This is a genomic window from Mesobacillus sp. AQ2, from assembly GCF_030122805.1.
GTDB classification, from domain to species: Bacteria; Bacillota; Bacilli; order Bacillales; family Cytobacillaceae; genus Mesobacillus; species Mesobacillus oceanisediminis_A.
Genome location: NZ_CP126080.1, coordinates 2283977 through 2300347, shown reverse-complemented (window position 1 = coordinate 2300347; position 16371 = coordinate 2283977). Strand labels below are relative to the sequence as shown.

Sequence of the window (16371 nt, the reverse complement as noted above, 5' to 3'; positions counted from 1 at the left end):
TTTCACAGTTTCTGTCCGTCATGGGCTTGATGACGGACACTTTGTTCCTGTTCTTCATTATTTCTGTCCTTCATTGCAAGCACCTTGGCTTAAAAGGTATTAAATGGACTATTCAATACATGAAATGAGTAGTTATTGGGATTGATATTGATACCGAGTAATTTATATTGACTTTTTATCAGGGCTGGATTATCCTAATAAACGTTATTCAATATTAAACCGATAAAAATACTAGGAGATGGATTAAGACATGAAGAAGTACGCACTAATTTTACTTTCTTTTGTATTAGCGATTTCTCTTGCGGCATGCGGAAGCAGCAGCAGTGAAGACAAAGATACTGCAAAGGACCAAAGCCTTTATGATCAAATTAAGGAAAAACGCGAAATTACAATCGGTACGGAAGGAACCTATGCCCCATTTACTTATCATGACAAGGAAGGTAAATTGACTGGCTTTGATATTGAAATTGCTGAAGAGGTATTCAAGCGCCTTGACATCAAACCAAAATTTGTTGAAACAAAATGGGATGGTATGATTGCCGGCCTTGATGCAAAACGCTATGACATGGTTGCAAATGAAGTAGCGATCCGTGAAGACCGCCTTGAAAAATATGATATGTCAGAACCTTACATCGTTTCAAAAGCGGTATTGATCGTTCACGAAGATAATAGTGAAATCAAAACACTGGATGACTTGGACGGCAAAAAAGTCGGACAATCTTTGGACAGTAACTATCGTAAGATTGCCGAAGAGCATGGCGCAACCAACACAGTTGTAGAAGGCTTCAATCAGTCAATTGATTTGATTACATCAGGCAGGATCGATGCAACCATCAATGACAGCCTTTCTTACCTGGACCTTAAGAAGCAGCGCCCTGAGCTTCCAGTGAAGACTGTATATGAAGAAAATGATGCAACAAGTAATGCCTTCCTTTTCCGTAAAGGCAGCGATGAACTTGTCGAGGCAGTGAATGGCGCTCTTGCAGACATGAAGGAAGACGGAACATACCTGGAAATCTCAAAAAAATGGTTCAACTCAGACGTATCGAAATAAAGGATATGATATAGATGTTTGATGAACGTGCAGAACGAATTATAGGAATCCTCACCGATTCCTTTTTTCCTATTTTAAAAGCCGGGATTTATTTTACTATCCCGCTCACATTAATAACTTTCACTCTTGGATTGATCCTTGCGTTTTTTGTGGCACTTGCCCGCCTATCCAACATTAAACCGCTGGTAGCGATTGCCCGGTTCTATGTATGGATTTTCCGTGGAACGCCATTGCTCGTACAGATTTTCATCCTGTTCTTCGGGCTTCCAAGTTTAGGTGTCACATTGGATCCTTTCCCTGCAGCTGTCATTGCCTTTACCTTGAATAAAGGGGCATACAGCTCGGAAATTATTCGCGCGGCGATTCTTTCAATTCCTAAGGGACAATGGGAGGCGGCTTCTTCCATCGGGATGACACGGAGCCAGGCAATGAGGCGCATCATCGTTCCCCAGGCAGTCAGGGTATCTCTCCCGCCTCTTGGGAACTCCTTTATCAGCCTGGTTAAGGATACATCCCTGGCAGCGACCATCACAGTTACGGAAATGTTCCAAAAGGGACAGCAGATTGCGGCAGCCACTTATGAGCCGCTTTGGCTGTATATCGAGGTTGCATTTATTTATCTGATTTTCAGCACAATCCTTTCTTATTTCCAGAACTACCTTGAAGACCGTTTTGGAAGAAGTGTTGCAAAATGATGGAGGTGCCTGAATGATTAAGATTGAAAAGCTATATAAAAAATTCGGCGAACTGGAAGTACTGAAAGGAATCGACCTAGAGATCCCCACCGGTAAAACGGCCGTGATCATTGGCCCTTCAGGCTCAGGGAAAACCACCCTTCTACGCTGCATGAACCTGCTCGAAACTCCTGATGCCGGAAAAATAGAGCTGGGCAGCAGAACTCTCCAGTTCGGGGATAATGCGAAAATTAAAACGGCCGAAATGGTAGCCTTCCGCAAGCAGACCGGGATGGTATTCCAGAACTATAACCTCTTCCCTCATCTGACCGCGATTGAAAATGTAATGGAAGGGCAGATGATTGTGCTGAAGCGTTCAAAAGAAGAAGCTAGGAAAAAGGCGCTGGCCCTCCTTGATAAGGTAGGACTGAAAGATCGTGCCGATAATTACCCCCACCAGCTGTCCGGCGGTCAACAGCAGCGTGTGGGAATTGCCCGTGCAATGGCGATGGACCCTCAGGTTCTGCTCTTCGATGAACCAACATCAGCCCTTGACCCGGAACTCGTCGGAGAAGTACTGAAGGTAATGAAAGACCTTGCCAGGGAAGAGATCACGATGGTTATCGTCACCCATGAAATGAGCTTTGCCCACGATGCCGCTGACGAAGTCATCTTCATGGACGGCGGTATTGTTGTCGAAAGAGGAACACCACAAGAAGTATTTGAACAATCACAAAATAAGCGTACACAGCAGTTTTTAAACAAAGTAACTGCACGATAGTGTAAAGGCCTTGTATAACTACAGGGCCTTTACTTATTATGCATCCTACAAGATAAGCTTTTGAAAAGACCCAACATTAGATGCATTTTTACATTCAATTTCTGGTCAGGAACCATGAGAAACACAGGCTTCAAGCAGAAGTTCTTTTCTTCCAGCATCCAGGGTTAAAATCGTTAAGCTGGTTCCATGAATGAATGGCGGGTCCCATAACCGTTTTAACGAAGAATTACGGCATAGCAAGTATAGAGTTTTAATTACTACGCCATGTGTAACAATCAGGACATTGCCATTCGTCACTGTCTTTTCAAGATTTTCTAAAAAATCCACAATTCTTTGCTGGACCTGTACAAAGGTCTCCCCTCCAACACTAGTATAGCTATCAGGCTCATTCCAGTAAGAATGGAATTCATCGGGATACATCGTTTCGATTTCTTCCTCTGTTTTTCCCTGCCACTCCCCTAAATCGATTTCCATTAACCTTTCGTCGGTTACCAAGGGAATTCCCCTTTCTCCTCTTACCAGCCTGGCTGTTTCCAATGTTCTTCCACTTGGAGACGAAATAATCTGGTTGAACTCTGTATCCTGAAGCCTGGCTCCCAGTAAGCGGGCATCTCCTTTTCCTTTTTCAGTAAGTGAAGAGTCGAGACGGCCCTGGCTTCTTTTTTCTTTATTCCAATCTGTTTCTCCATGTCTGATCACATATAAATTAAGCATTTTTCACCCCGAATAGATTAATTCATGATAATAGCGGCCGGAAATCGATTTCAATTCATCTAGTTTTTCTGTCGGACAAACTGCAACAAAGCAGGTAGATGGACCGGATGATTTCGTTAGTTGGATTGTTGAATCCACATTTTCTTCAGTGAATGGCGTACCGTCAAACAGAGCATTCAGCTCATGAAGGATTCCCCTCGAACCGACTGGAATCGTTACCACGTCTTCGATGGCGCAAACCTCCATAAAAACCGACAATGGCACAACCTGTTCTTCCATTTCCAAAAGCTCTTGCCCGACCAGTGGGGAGCCAATGACAGCTATGCTTGTTCCTGAATTGTATTTCAGCTTATCACTATTTACGTTTGCCCTTCTTTTTCCCAGTACAGTTAGGCCAACTGCCGATTGGTTCATCACGAAATTGGTTTCCGTGCTGCCAGTGATTTGGATGTCTAGCTTTCCAAGCTCACTTATTCCTTGTTCAATACCTTCTAAAAGTTCATGCCAGGTATTATTACCGCAGAAGTTCTGGATAACGACCGCAAAAGGTGCTGCAGCCGCACTTATGCACTCCATGACAGCCACCCGGAATGAATAGTAAGCAACCATTTTATATCGAACCTGAACCGCATCATCGTTCTTCATTCCAATACTGCCGCTGTTATCACTGGCTATCACCAGATTTTCCTCTTCTGATAAAGGAATGATTAAAATATCTCTCACTAACTTTTTCCTCCCTGCACCGTTTTAAGTTGGTTTAAGCCTGTCTTGAGAATGCAAGGCTGCGACCAAAAACTCTGGCAATTCTCGGCAAAACGAGAAAAGCAAGGATTGTATTCAGGATGGAGCCAATAAACAACGATGGAACGATCGCTAAGTAAAAAGACTTTCCCATTAGCAGAATAAACGGCAGCGGTGCAGCGAAGGTGTTGCCCAGAAAAAATAGTATGCCTGATGACCAGTTTTTGCCGCTCCTTTTTAACAAGCCGAAAAAATAAACCAGCAGGGCCATTTCACCGGCAATCAGGAAATGAAATGGTCCCAGCGGCATCCCAGAAGCAAGTGCAGACAGCAGATGACCGATTGCGCCCACTGCTGCTCCTGCAGTTCCTCCCAGTACTCCTGCAGCCACAAGGGCAGGCAAGGTATCGAATGCCACACTCCCTATCACTGCCGGGATCTTGATGAAAGATCCCGCTGCGGAAAGGGCGATGAACATGGCTAACCAGGAAAGTTTTTTATTTTTCACCCTGCTTTTCCTCCCTGCGCTTTCCTTCCCTGAACACTTTCGCACTTCTTACGTATTCGACATCCTGCAGATTGAGCCTGAAATTAATCACCCTGGCGAGAGCGAAGAAATAATCGGACAATCGATTCAAGAATTGCAAAGCTGTATCTGAAACGTCCGGATCAGCTTTCAACAATGAAACAACTAATCTTTCAGCCCTTCTTGTGACGGTACGGGCAAGGTGGACCGAAGCTGCAGCAGGAGCTCCTCCAGGCAATATGAATCTCTCAAGCTCTGGAGCTTCCAAAATCAGCTCATCGATTTTTTTTTCCAGGTATTCTACTGATTCCTTTGTCAGCTTGAGCTCACGGCTTTTTGTTATATTTGCCAGATCCCCGCCGCAATCGAACAGCTCATGTTGGATCTTTTCGAGGTCTTCAAGCACATCAGCAAAAAGCTTAGGATTCAGCTGGGTAATAGCCTGGCCAACAAAGCAGTTTACTTCATCGACAGTTCCGTAAGCTTCTACACGAATATCATCTTTTTCCACCCGGCCTCCGATAATGCTAGTTTTTCCTTTATCGCCTGTTCTCGTATATAGTCTCATATCCATTCCCCTTTATTTTAGTTTCTGACTGATTCCATACCAGATCACATCAACCCGTTCAGCATCTGATACAAGATCCTGGTAAACCCATCCTGTTGCGTCGCGCCACAATCGCTCTTCGGGTGCAATGGGAACGATTCCTTTTGAAATGTCATTCCCAATCAGTATCAGTTTCCGTTTGTCGTCCATACTTTCCCACTTCATCCACTCTTGAATAAGTGACTGCCATTTTTCCCGGCTTGAGTCTGCCGAAATGCTTCGCGTCACTTCTCGAATCCACACTTCGATGCCTTCCAGAACAATGATTTTCTTACTATTAAGATCAGGGATTTTCTCCCCTTTGTAAGCAGAAATCCAAGTATGTTCCAGGTCCTCTAACTGATATTGTTCTCTGACCCATTTTGATTTTCCATTGAAGGCACCTCCTGTAACGAAATGCACCTTTCTCCCCTCCTTAAACCCTCTCTGCTCCAGGTTAATCGATAGCCCTGGCCATAAGGAATGTTCCAGTCCCAAAACTTTCTCTCTTCAGTAGCATACCGCGTCAGTAAATAACGGATCACTCCTCCATGAGTGACGAGTGCAGCTGTTTGGATACGATTTTCAAGGAACCTTTTAGTAATTTCGTTCCAACCTTTCTCTACACGCAGAGTAAAAGCAGAAAAAGATTCACCATTTGGAGGAGATACCTTGAAAGGTTCATCCAGCCAATTTTGGTACATGACATCCTTCTTCAGCTGGTCAAATGTTTTTCCTTCCCAGTCCCCGAAATTCATTTCCCGGAGCTCAGGTGAAATCTCTGGTTCATTTTTGGGAAAGAGGATTTTAGCTGTTTCTCTGCATCTGCCAAGATCGCTGGTAAAAATCCAATCAAAGACCCCGGGAATCTTGGTTAAAACCTGTCCCGGGACCAGAGTTGAATCCGTCCATCCCAGGTACGCCTTACGTTTATTTTCCAAAGTCATCCCATGGCGAAATAATGCAATAGCCACAATATCATCCACAGCAAAACCTCCGTCAATTCGACACTGGCTCCAAGCGTATCTCCAGTCATTCCGCCAAACCACTCAATAATTTTCTTCTTAAGGAACATCACAATGAAAATGACTGCAGTGAAATAGCTGGCCGCGCCAATATATAATCCGTAAAAAAGCAGGATTCCCACAAACCCAAAAAGATATAAAGGGTAAATCCATAACGTTGTTTTTGAAGAAGCATGATTAAATAATGCGCCAAGCCCCTCATTTTTGGCGGGTCTGACAGTAACGAGAAGGGTCCCCATCACGATCCGGGCGAGAAATGGAATAGCAATTGCTAGCAGATAAGTAGCATTGTGCAGCATACCTGCAATTTCGTAAATAAAGAAAAACTTTGCACTCAAAAGCATAATTACGGACAAGACACCAAACGCCCCTGTCCTGGGATCTTTCATGATTTCTAAACGTTTTTCCTGATCGCGGTAAGAAAAATAGGCATCACTTGAATCGATCCACCCATCAAGATGGATTCCTCCGGTTAAAATATTGTAAGCCAGCCATACTGCAAAGGCACCCGCTAAATCCGAAAACGGACTCCACTCTACAATCGCAAAGAGAATAGCTGAATAAACGGCACCTTGCAAAAGCCCAAGCAGAGGAAATGTCTGTATTGCTCTCTCAAGATGCTTTTTGTCCATCGGCAATTCCACAGGAATTGGAATCGTCGAGAAGAACTGCAGGTTGATCAGAAGCCCTTTAAACCATTTCATGTCTGCTTCTCCATTGTTCAGATATTTCCTTCAGCTTCTTCCAGTCAAGATGTTTCACAAGATGGCTAGCCAGTTCATCATACTTCTGTTCCTTTTGCCTGCTGATATAGACCGGATCTCGCACTGGCAGTCCCTTGGCACTTCTGATCGAATTCAGCCAGTGATTTCTCCATTCATCATTGTGAAATAGATGGTGAAGGTATGTGCCAATGACTCGGCCATCACTCCCATAGAATCCCTCCGCTCTGCCTTCTTCTAATAACAATAGTGGCTGGTGTGCTGAAGTCATTTCAGTTTCTCCTAAATGGATTTCGTAACCTGCTGCTGAAAGTGCGGTTCCTATCAAGGGATGAATCACTCCTTCTGCCCTGGAGGTTGTTTTTACCCTGGAAAAAGTAGTCTCCGCTGGTATAATACCTAATCCATCCTCTACGAAAAAAACAGCACCGGTATCACTGCCGAATGGGTCAATGAGCTTCTCGCCAAGCATTTGATATCCCCCGCAAATCCCGACGATAAAACCGCCACTATCTGCATAATCACGGAGCCAGTTGTCAATCCCTGCTCTTTTAAAGTTTTGAAGGTCCTTGATAGTGCTTTTTGTGCCAGGCAAGATCACGGCGTCAGGTACTCCTATTTCTTCCAGTGAATCGACCCAACGGACCGAAACACCTTCTTCTAGATAAAAAGGCTCTAAATCAGTATAGTTTGATATATATGGCGGCTTAATCACTGCAATATCAAGACCTGAGCTGTGTTTGCGAGATGGAATCGACAAAGAATCCTCGCCATCGATCATATGGTATTCTAGAAATGGAAGAACACCGAGAACAGGAATCCCTGTCCTGGATTCCAGCCATTTTATTCCGTCTTCAAACAAGGATCGGTCTCCGCGGAATTTATTGATAATCAAGCCTTTTACCCTCGCTTTTTCTTCGGGGGACATGAGCTCCAAAGTGCCGATAATGCTGGCAAAAACCCCGCCCCTGTCAATATCCGCTACCAGTACAGCGGGAACATCGGCGATTTCCGCGACTTTCATGTTAACAAGCTCACGGTCCTTCAAATTAATTTCCACCGGGCTGCCTGCACCCTCCATCACAATCATTTCATACTCTTCGTCAAGCTTTTCAAAAGCGAAAGAAATGGCTTCAAGTCCCCGTTCGTAAAAAGTCTCTCTGTATGCCTTTCCGGATAAGGTATTCGCCACTTCACCAAATAAGATTACTTCAGCATCCTGGTCGGACCTCGGCTTTAGGAGAATAGGGTTCATCCATACCGTCGCCTCTGTCCTTGCTGCTTCTGCCTGGATCCCCTGGGCTCTGCCGATCTCCTTTCCATCAAAGGTGACATACGAGTTGTTGGACATATTTTGCGACTTGAACGGCGCTACTCGAACGCCTTCTTTTGCATAGGCCCGGCAGATTGCGGTGGCAATCAGGCTCTTCCCCACATCAGATGCTGTGCCCAGAACCATAATCCCTTTCATGGAGAACCCTCTCCCTTCATTAAAATCGGCAGCCCAGCTTCAACTAAATATGCATAATCCGCCTCTTTTATAAGAGCTTGGTGGATTTGGCCAAGGACCTGAGCATAAGTGAAGACAAGCCGACCATCGCCTATTGCTTCCCCTAAGACCTCATTACTGACAACGATAAATGTCCTTGCCTGTTGGGCCACTTGCCTCAGTTCATTCATGACCTTTGTAACAATCATTTTCGGGAAGTCAGCTTTTTCCCACTGCCCATCTTCATGAAAAAATTCATTATTCAACAGCGTGGTTAGACAATCCAGCAGGACAATATCATTTTTAGTCAGAAGTGTTGAAAGCGGAGATAGATTTCTTGGGATTTCCCATGTTCTCCATTTCAGCCCGCTGAGTTCACGGTCCTGTTGATGCCGCATGATTCTCTCTCTCATTTCCACATCACCTGGCTGCCCTGCAGCGACGTAGTGCAACTGTCCGGAATATTCGGTTTCCATTCTTCCTGCAAGGACCTCGGCAAAACGGCTTTTGCCGCTGCGAACACCGCCGCTGATAAAAATCAAAGACGACTGTCCAGCCATTTTTCCACCTCCCCCATCAATTTGTCGTTAGCTTCAGGTCCCTTGATGGCAAATCGCAGCCATTTTCCTTCAAGCCCAGGAAAGTTCACAGTATGTCTTGGGATTATTCCTCTATGAAGCAGGTATTGCAGGAAGGAATGCTGGTCTTCAAGAGATGGATCCTTCAACAGATAAAAATTCACTCTGGATTGGGACACCAGCAGGCCATGTTTCTGATAGAAATGGAAAAGCCGCGTTCTTTCCTGCTCGATTAAGGCCCTCGTTTCTTTTATGTATGATTCACTGTCGAGACACCATTCACCTGTTTTCAGGGCAATCGCATTTGTGCTCCAATGCGGCTGGAATGCTGCTATCTTGCTAATGACAACTGGATCTGCAAGCAAGTAGCCAAGCCTCAATCCAGGTATTGCAAACATTTTTGTCATCGAACGGATGATGAGCAGATTAGGATATTCCTTTATGTTATGTGTGATAGATTCGTATTTTCCAAGGAAGTCGTAAAACACCTCATCTAAGATCAGCAAGCATTGATGCCTCCTGCACTCCTCCAGCAAATAAAGGATAGTGGACCTTGAATAATACACTCCAGTTGGATTATTGGGATTGCAAAGAAATAAAGCATCTGCGCTCTTTAGCTTTGCATTTAAATTATCATCCCTCCATTCCCATCCCTCATCTAGCTTGTGATACTGCACATGGCAGCCACTCACCCTGCAAGCTTCTTCATATTCCGAAAAAGAAGGCTGGACAATCACCGCCCGCTTTCCAGCAAGCATCCTGCCAATCAGCGAAATGATTTCAGCACCACCATTCCCAAGCAGGACATGGCTTTCGTGCAATCCTTCTTTTTTTGCAATCTTACTTTTTAAAATCGTCCCATGTGGATCTGGATACTCCATAACAGACTCAAGAAGCCGAAACCAATTCTCTTTTAACACAGGAGGCGGACCAAGCGGATTAATGTTGGCGCTGAAATCCAGCTTTTCCTTTGGAACCGGCAGATTCATTGCTTCAAATAAATAGTGTGGATTGGCACCATGAGATGGCCATTTCAACAAGAATCCCCCCAAGCCACAGCACTGCCAGAAAAAGCGGAACAGTCGCTGTTACTATTTTGTTTGCTGCTAAAATATGATTTTTCTCTAATATAACTAGTGCTTCGCCCATCGCAGCGCGTTCTGAAACAATCCCTTTATAATAATTTGTGCCCCCGAGCTGGACACCCAATATGGCTGCCACCGCTGCCTCGCCCCAGCCGCTGTTTGGGCTCGGGTGCTTCTTGGCATCGCGCCTGACCATTTTCCAGGCTGCCATTCTTGTGATGTAAAGCGGGCGGTTCATCATGACCATACAAAGTGAAGTAATCCTGCTTGGCACCCAGTTCACCAAATCATCAAGTTTTGCCGATGCCCAGCCAAAGTCCAAGTATTGATTATTTTTATATCCGACCATCGAATCACAGGTATTAATTGCCCGATACATAAGCGCAAGCGGTGCACCGCCAATTACGGCACAGAATAGTGGGGCTGTGATGCCATCGCTCGTATTTTCGGCAACCGTCTCGACAGCAGCCCGGACAATTTCTGGTTCTTCAAGCTGCTCTGTATCACGGCCAACAATCCAGGATAGCTTATGCCTCGACTCTTTCAAATCATGGTCTGCAAGTGGATAATAGACCGATAATCCGGCTTCTATCAGGCTTTTTTGAGCAATTGCAGTCGAAATCATCACAGCTTCCAACAGGATTCCTGCTAAGGGATGCAGGAAGTAAAAGAATGATGTAAGCAGAACACCGATGCCTCCAACAATTAACAGGACGGCAGCGACCATTGCCATTCCTTTGGCTTTTCTGCCGCTGCCTCTATTCATTCTACTGTCTAATTTGTAAATAAGCGTTCCCATCCATTTCACCGGATGCGGCCAGTCAGGCGGATCACCAATATACCAATCAAGAATGACCGCCAGTGTCACGGCGATAAGGTGATTAAAGATCATGTCTTCACCCTTTTCTTGCTGTTCCTGATTGCTTCCACGGTACATTCATGGACTCCCCTGCCAATGATTCGTCCCAGGGGAGTAATCGTGCCGGCGTAGTCAATTTTTTGCCCCTGCTGTGTTGAGGCAACCAGGATGCTGTCAGTGGATGTACCTGTTGCCACTGACCCTGATAGCTTATCCCTTATTTCCAGATCGTGAAGCGCCTTTGTCTTCGCTTCAGTAGCTGTCATGATGCTCTGAATGAAAGCTTCCTCAGTCAGTTCTCCGCTGACGAATATCCAAATGTTTATCGTTCCAGGCGACATATCAAAAGAATAATACTCACTGCTTTTCGTGGCGTCTACAGCGTTTCCAACACCTGCCGTAACAACGATAAAGATTGAAAATCCTTCTGCCTGATAGTGCTTATAGGATACATCTTCTAGCATGACTGCCGTCATCATCCCGACCGTATCTTCAGGCTGTAATCCCTGCTCCTTCAAATATTGGATCATTTCTTCCCTATGGTCGCTGCAGTCATACCCTTTGTCCACATGCCGGTTTACAAAAGTGCTGTACCAGCCGGTTCCCGCTCCGACAACTCCTGAAGACATCGTTCTTAATGGGAGTGGAGAATTCAAGACAATGTAATCTTGCTTCATCTTAAGATGATTTTCTCCTATTTTTACTTGTGCTGGTTCATCTGAGCAGCCTGCTGGATTCAAGCCTATTTCCTGCGCAGCAGCCATTGACTGTGCCAGCTTTTTTGTGATCTTCTGCAAATTATTTAAAAACATCCGGGTAAACGGCTTTGGCAAGCTCCTCTACTCCTTCTGTCAATCTCGGCCCAGTTCTTGTCACCTTATCGGAATGAACATCAACCACGCGGTTTTCCTTTACTGCAGTGATCTTGTCCCAGCCTTTCCGGCTTATCACATTTTTCACCGGCTCATTGGTATAGTATCCATGCGTCGTGATGATCACATCCGGATTACTCTTAATGATGGCCTCTGGGTCCAGCTTTGGCCAACCTTCTTCTTTTACAGTGTTATCCGCATTAATGATTTGCAGCATTTCGTCAATGAAGGTTTTCTTGCCAGCTGCATAAATTTCCGGTGTTGGTGATACTTCAACAAATACGGACTTTCTGTCTTCTTCTTTGATTTCCTTTGCTTGTGTTTTGATTTCTTCAATCTTTTTCTTCATGTCTGCAATCAAAGTATCGGCCTTTTCCTGTTCACCTAAGGCAGTACCAATCATGCTGATCGATTCATAGACTGCATCGAATGTCGTTGCGTCGTTGACTACCAGGACAGTGATTCCGGCATCCTTAAGCTGCTGGAGGCCAGCACCAGACGTATGTGCACCTGAAGCATGTGCAAGGACCAGATCAGGCTTTAAAGAAATGATTTTCTCAACATTAAATTCCATTCCGCCAATTTTCTCTTTCTCGGCCACTTCTTCAGGGAAATTATCAAAATCAGAAACTCCAATAATTTGATCATCAAGACCTAACCCGTATGCAATTTCTGTATTGCTTGGAATCAGGGAAACAATTTTTTCAGGCTTCGATTCGATTGTGACTTCTTGTCCAGTTCCATCCTTTATGCTCACTGGGAACTTTGCTTCTTCCTGTTGAACCGTTTCAGTTTTATTTGTCTTTCCCGCGTTGGACTGCTCAGCATTACCACACCCTGCCAATGCGCCAATTGTTAATAATAGTGCGAATAAAAATGCATTCAATTTCTTCATCTGTCATTCCTCCGAATTATCTTCTCAATTTTTTTCAAAACAAACTTTTTGCACAACAAAAAAAATCGGTCTATAAAACTAAAAAAACACCTCCATTTTACTCATGGAGATGTTTGTATCGGTTCCTCTAATAAAAAGCCAGAATCGTTCCCAAACACCTCCTATCCTCGTAGGTTGTGAAGCGAAGAATCAGGCAGGTCTCCTGGCTTCTGGTCATTGCTATCAAGCGCCTTCCCATACAAACAGTACAGTGGCATAAAGCTTGAAGCTCCCAGTTACAGTGGCGGGACCGCGTTGGAATTTCACCAACTTCCCTATTAAGTCTCTAAACTACTCAAATTCGTCTAGCAGACACCAGATTCTTTATGTATTAAATTTTCCGCTGGTTTCAATTATACACAATTCATGTCGAAAAAAGTGTGAATTTGGATAAATTATCTAAAATTAAATTTTAATAAGGGTCAAAAGCAGTAGGATACCATAAATAAAAAATCAAAAGACATCAATATAGCCTTTTGATTTTAAAGTTATGACTATCCTAATATTGTTTAGAAACTGCTCATGTTTGATTATTCTTCTCGCAATAGAATGGCTTCCTTCGCCATGACTGCAAGTTCAATTTTTTCAATGGTTTTGCAATAATTAGTTAAAATCTCTCCATCCACACTGACTTCCTTATGAAAATAATCGAGTACATGCCAATCCTCAAACCAATCCCCGCTCTCTGCCTCTTCATGAGGGGTATCCGGCCAGGCGTATTTCAAGGGCGGGCTGTATAGCCGCTCTGCCCCCTTTCTCAACTCGCAATTCTTGACCCGTCGCTTATAAAGGGAACGGGGAAAAGATTCATTGATATCATTAAACAAATGTGGCCAATAATCTTTTCTTGAGCCCGTGTGAGGGTGTTCATGGGCCCATTTCAAGACCCGAGCCAGAATTCTTTCTTGCTGAAAAAGAAGCGAATACAACTTTTTTCCGAATAAAATTCTCTCGTGGAGCGAAGTGAAGTAGCGCAACGTGCCGCCATTAAGTGAAGCTTTCACCTTTTTGTTCCCGGCACAACAGGGAAAAATGATATTGTTGAAATTCAAAAAATCGTACATTTTAAAGCTGACCGTACCTGTTACGATTTTTTTATAATGCTGGTTTTGGATCAATCTTTTTTCCAGATAGCTTTGTTCATTGATCACCATCGCAAACGCCAATGCAGCTTGATCACCACTGTTCCAAAAGTAACGCCACATCGTTTCCATGAAGGTGGAAACATGAAAATAACGTAAAAGATGGAACATTTCCTTTCTGCCTCTCACACTCAGGTCATAGATCAAAAATTGAGGATACACATCTTGAAATATCAACCAGCTGCCGCGCTCCAAAAAGGAAAAAAAGTCTTTCTGATCCTTATCAGATAAAAGCTTTGTCAGCAACTCCCCTTTTAAATCCGTCATGTTCCATCCGACGTTTCGCGATACCATATGTCCGAGAAATGCCCAATGTATTTCAGGGTGCTGAAGATAAAAATCAAAATACGCCTGCGTCCGTGTTACATTGTTTCGATTGAGTTGTCTCGTCTGCTCTTTTATAAAATAAATCCATCCTTTATCTTTTTCTGATAAATCAGGCAGATGACCGAAAGCTTTCTTTTTCGACTTTTTCTTTAATTCTTTTTTTACATCTGAGAAAGATTTAAGCAAGAACGGCATCATCCTTCATAAACGTTCATTTTGTGTGGATCATTCATTCCCATCAAAGGAATGCATATTCATTTTGCACAAGGAATATGAATACAAAGATGAATACTTAGGAGAGGAGCGGTTATATGAGGCATCGGGTATATAAGGAAATGAACAGAATCGCTGATCAGTTGATCCAGGACCAATCAGACAACGGTGCCTGGCATTATCCTTTCGAGACAGGGATCCAAACGGACTGCAGTATGATTATCTTATTACGGACGTTGGAGATAAAAGATGAAGAATTCATAAAAGAATTGGTGGATCGGATCGCCGGAGAACAGCAGGAAGATGGGTCGTGGAAGCTGTTTCACGACCAGGAAAAAGGAAATCTGACATCCACTGTGGAAGCTTATTATGCCCTCCTTTATTCTGGTTACAGGAATAAAAAAGACAAGGATATACAGGCCGCCAGGAAGTTTATTTTGGCCAACGGAGGTGCCTCGGAAGTCCATTTGTTTTTAAAAATCATGCTGGCCCTGACAGGACAATGTGAGTGGCCCCACCTCCCCATTAATATTGAAGTGATGCTTATACCAGACACCTTCCCAATCAATCTTTTTGACCTCTCCGTATACGGAAGAGCCAACCTTATCCCTTTTTTGATACTCGCCAATACGAATTTCCGTAAGCGAACACCACGATCACCCGATCTCTCCGATTTATTTCAAAACAAAGAAGTTCGTTTTTTAACAGAAGATCAAGAAGAAGATGCGCGCTCGCTGATCAATTGGATTAAACAAGGGATTAAGGGATTGAAATCCCATGGAAACCTTCGAGAGTTGGCATTATATCGTGCCGAAAAATATATGCTCGACCGACTCGAACCTGACGGCACCTTCTTGAATTATTTCAGCTGTACAACCCTGATGATTTTTGCCTTAATGGCTAGAGGTTATCATACTACACATCCGGTGATTACCCGTGCAGTGCAAGGGTTAAAAGCAACGGCCACCCGGATTGACGGACAACTTCACTGCCAGTACACGACGGCTACAGTTTGGAATACGACCCTGATAAATTATGCTCTGCAAGAATCGGGTATTCCCTATTCTTCCAACACTGTTCAAAAGGCAAATCAATACATCCTCTCCCGTCAGCACCTCAAATACGGGGATTGGGCCATTCATGCTCCAGACCTGTTACCAGGAGGCTGGGGATTTGCGGACTTAAACACATTCCACCCGGATATTGACGATACAACCGCTGCACTGAGGGCAATTCGTACTTTGGCCACAGAAAAAGTGGATTACAGGCAGGCATGGGACCGTGGAGTAAACTGGCTCGTTTCCATGCAAAACAATGACGGAGGCTGGGCGGCATTTGAAAAGAATGTGGATAAGAAAATATTGACCTTGTTACCGATAGAAGGTGGAAAGGATTTATTGATTGACCCGTCCACGGTTGATTTAACAGGAAGGACTTTGGAGTTCTTCGGCAACTATACCAATTTGGATTTTCACCACCCGATGATTAAAGATGGGATCCGCTGGCTATTGCGGCATCAAAATTCTGATGGCTCCTGGGTGGGGCGTTGGGGTGTGTATATTTATGGTACGTGGGCGGCTGTAACGGGAATGATTGCAGTTGGAGTTTCTCAAAAGCATCCAGCCATTCAAAAGGCGTTAACCTGGCTTCGGTCAATCCAGAATCCCGATGGCGGATGGGGAGAATCGTGTAAAAGTGATATCAAAAATCGTTATGTGCCTCTTGGCGAAAGTAGCCGCACGCATACCGCATGGGCCCTTGACACACTGATTTCCGCGGCCACTGAAGTTACGCCTGAAATTGAAAACGGTGCAGCTTTTTTAGTGGGTAGGAAGGAAAAAGAATGGACGACGACCTACCCAAAAGGAAGAGGTATGGCAGGCTCTTTTTATATCAATTACCATTGTTATGAATATGTTTTTCCATTGCTTGCCTTGGCACATTATCAAAAAATAGCTGGCGGACAGCTCTTAACTGGTGAATAACACGTACTTTCATAACCTCTCTTGTTTGGCATAATCTTAAATCCTGTCCCATAAAATTCACAAT

At 44.2% G+C, this 16371-nt stretch carries 18 protein-coding genes and 1 riboswitch; of the genes, 4 read left to right on the top strand and 14 right to left on the bottom strand.

All coding sequences use genetic code 11. The annotated features are described in order from the left end of the window. Nucleotides 1-250: 250 nt before the first annotated feature. The 3 genes from QNH36_RS11505 to QNH36_RS11495 are packed head-to-tail and all read left to right on the top strand — an operon-like array spanning nt 251 to nt 2509. Nucleotides 251-1054: an amino acid ABC transporter substrate-binding protein gene (locus QNH36_RS11505; protein ID WP_283905295.1), complete on the top strand. Its 804-nt coding sequence runs from the start codon at nt 251-253 to the stop codon at nt 1052-1054. Between the two features lie 14 nt (nt 1055-1068). Continuing rightward, nucleotides 1069-1749, top strand: a complete 681-nt coding sequence (locus QNH36_RS11500; protein ID WP_283905294.1) for an amino acid ABC transporter permease — start codon at nt 1069-1071, stop codon at nt 1747-1749. 13 nt (nt 1750-1762) lie between these two features. Continuing rightward, on the top strand, nt 1763-2509 hold the full coding sequence (locus QNH36_RS11495) for an amino acid ABC transporter ATP-binding protein (RefSeq protein WP_283905293.1): 747 nt from the start codon (nt 1763-1765) through the stop codon (nt 2507-2509). 105 nt (nt 2510-2614) lie between these two features. Here the strand turns inward: QNH36_RS11495 and QNH36_RS11490 are convergent, their stop codons facing one another. From QNH36_RS11490 to QNH36_RS11425, 14 genes are all read right to left on the bottom strand, one after another. Beyond that, nucleotides 2615-3223 (bottom strand): histidine phosphatase family protein, encoded by a 609-nt coding sequence (locus tag QNH36_RS11490; protein WP_283905292.1) that lies wholly within the window; start codon nt 3221-3223, stop codon nt 2615-2617. Between the two features lie 3 nt (nt 3224-3226). After that, nucleotides 3227-3946, bottom strand: a complete 720-nt coding sequence (locus QNH36_RS11485) for an ATP-binding protein (protein WP_283905291.1) — start codon at nt 3944-3946, stop codon at nt 3227-3229. 34 nt (nt 3947-3980) lie between these two features. Beyond that, nucleotides 3981-4472, bottom strand: coding sequence for an ECF transporter S component (locus tag QNH36_RS11480; protein WP_283905290.1), 492 nt, complete (start codon nt 4470-4472; stop codon nt 3981-3983). After that, nucleotides 4462-5058 carry a cob(I)yrinic acid a,c-diamide adenosyltransferase gene (locus QNH36_RS11475; RefSeq protein WP_283905289.1) on the bottom strand — a complete coding sequence of 199 codons (597 nt, stop codon included), beginning with the start codon at nt 5056-5058 and terminating at the stop codon, nt 4462-4464. Before QNH36_RS11475 ends, QNH36_RS11480 begins: the two co-directional genes overlap by 11 nt. Nucleotides 5059-5070: 12 nt before the next feature. Beyond that, entirely contained in the window at nt 5071-5499 is a 429-nt protein-coding gene (locus QNH36_RS11470) for a bifunctional adenosylcobinamide kinase/adenosylcobinamide-phosphate guanylyltransferase (RefSeq protein ID WP_283905288.1), read from the bottom strand. Then, nucleotides 5433-6062 (bottom strand): histidine phosphatase family protein, encoded by a 630-nt coding sequence (locus tag QNH36_RS11465; protein ID WP_283905287.1) that lies wholly within the window; start codon nt 6060-6062, stop codon nt 5433-5435. The genes QNH36_RS11470 and QNH36_RS11465 overlap by 67 nt, the downstream gene beginning before the upstream one ends. Then, on the bottom strand, nt 6020-6805 hold the full coding sequence (gene cobS, locus QNH36_RS11460) for an adenosylcobinamide-GDP ribazoletransferase (RefSeq protein ID WP_283905286.1): 786 nt from the start codon (nt 6803-6805) through the stop codon (nt 6020-6022). Before cobS ends, QNH36_RS11465 begins: the two co-directional genes overlap by 43 nt. Then, entirely contained in the window at nt 6792-8294 is a 1503-nt protein-coding gene (locus QNH36_RS11455; protein ID WP_283905285.1) for a cobyric acid synthase, read from the bottom strand. Before QNH36_RS11455 ends, cobS begins: the two co-directional genes overlap by 14 nt. After that, a complete protein-coding gene (locus QNH36_RS11450) occupies nt 8291-8872 on the bottom strand; it encodes a bifunctional adenosylcobinamide kinase/adenosylcobinamide-phosphate guanylyltransferase (protein WP_283905284.1) in 582 nt (193 codons plus the stop codon). The genes QNH36_RS11455 and QNH36_RS11450 overlap by 4 nt, the downstream gene beginning before the upstream one ends. Beyond that, a complete protein-coding gene (cobD, locus tag QNH36_RS11445; RefSeq protein ID WP_283905283.1) occupies nt 8851-9927 on the bottom strand; it encodes a threonine-phosphate decarboxylase CobD in 1077 nt (358 codons plus the stop codon). The genes QNH36_RS11450 and cobD overlap by 22 nt, the downstream gene beginning before the upstream one ends. Continuing rightward, a complete protein-coding gene (gene cbiB / locus QNH36_RS11440; protein ID WP_283905404.1) occupies nt 9884-10867 on the bottom strand; it encodes an adenosylcobinamide-phosphate synthase CbiB in 984 nt (327 codons plus the stop codon). Before cbiB ends, cobD begins: the two co-directional genes overlap by 44 nt. Next, a complete protein-coding gene (locus tag QNH36_RS11435; protein WP_283905282.1) occupies nt 10864-11667 on the bottom strand; it encodes an adenosylcobinamide amidohydrolase in 804 nt (267 codons plus the stop codon). Before QNH36_RS11435 ends, cbiB begins: the two co-directional genes overlap by 4 nt. After that, the gene (locus QNH36_RS11430; RefSeq protein WP_283905281.1) at nt 11633-12601 is read right to left on the bottom strand and encodes an ABC transporter substrate-binding protein; all 969 of its coding nucleotides are present in this window, start codon (nt 12599-12601) and stop codon (nt 11633-11635) included. The genes QNH36_RS11435 and QNH36_RS11430 overlap by 35 nt, the downstream gene beginning before the upstream one ends. Before the next feature lie 175 nt (nt 12602-12776). After that, nucleotides 12777-12975, bottom strand: a riboswitch (cobalamin riboswitch). Between the two features lie 195 nt (nt 12976-13170). Continuing rightward, a complete protein-coding gene (locus QNH36_RS11425) occupies nt 13171-14304 on the bottom strand; it encodes a DUF2515 family protein (RefSeq protein ID WP_283905403.1) in 1134 nt (377 codons plus the stop codon). Between the two features lie 116 nt (nt 14305-14420). Here QNH36_RS11425 and shc point away from each other — a divergent pair, with 116 nt between their 5' ends. Next, the gene (gene shc, locus QNH36_RS11420) at nt 14421-16307 is read left to right on the top strand and encodes a squalene--hopene cyclase (RefSeq protein WP_283905280.1); all 1887 of its coding nucleotides are present in this window, start codon (nt 14421-14423) and stop codon (nt 16305-16307) included. Nucleotides 16308-16371: the final 64 nt, after the last annotated feature.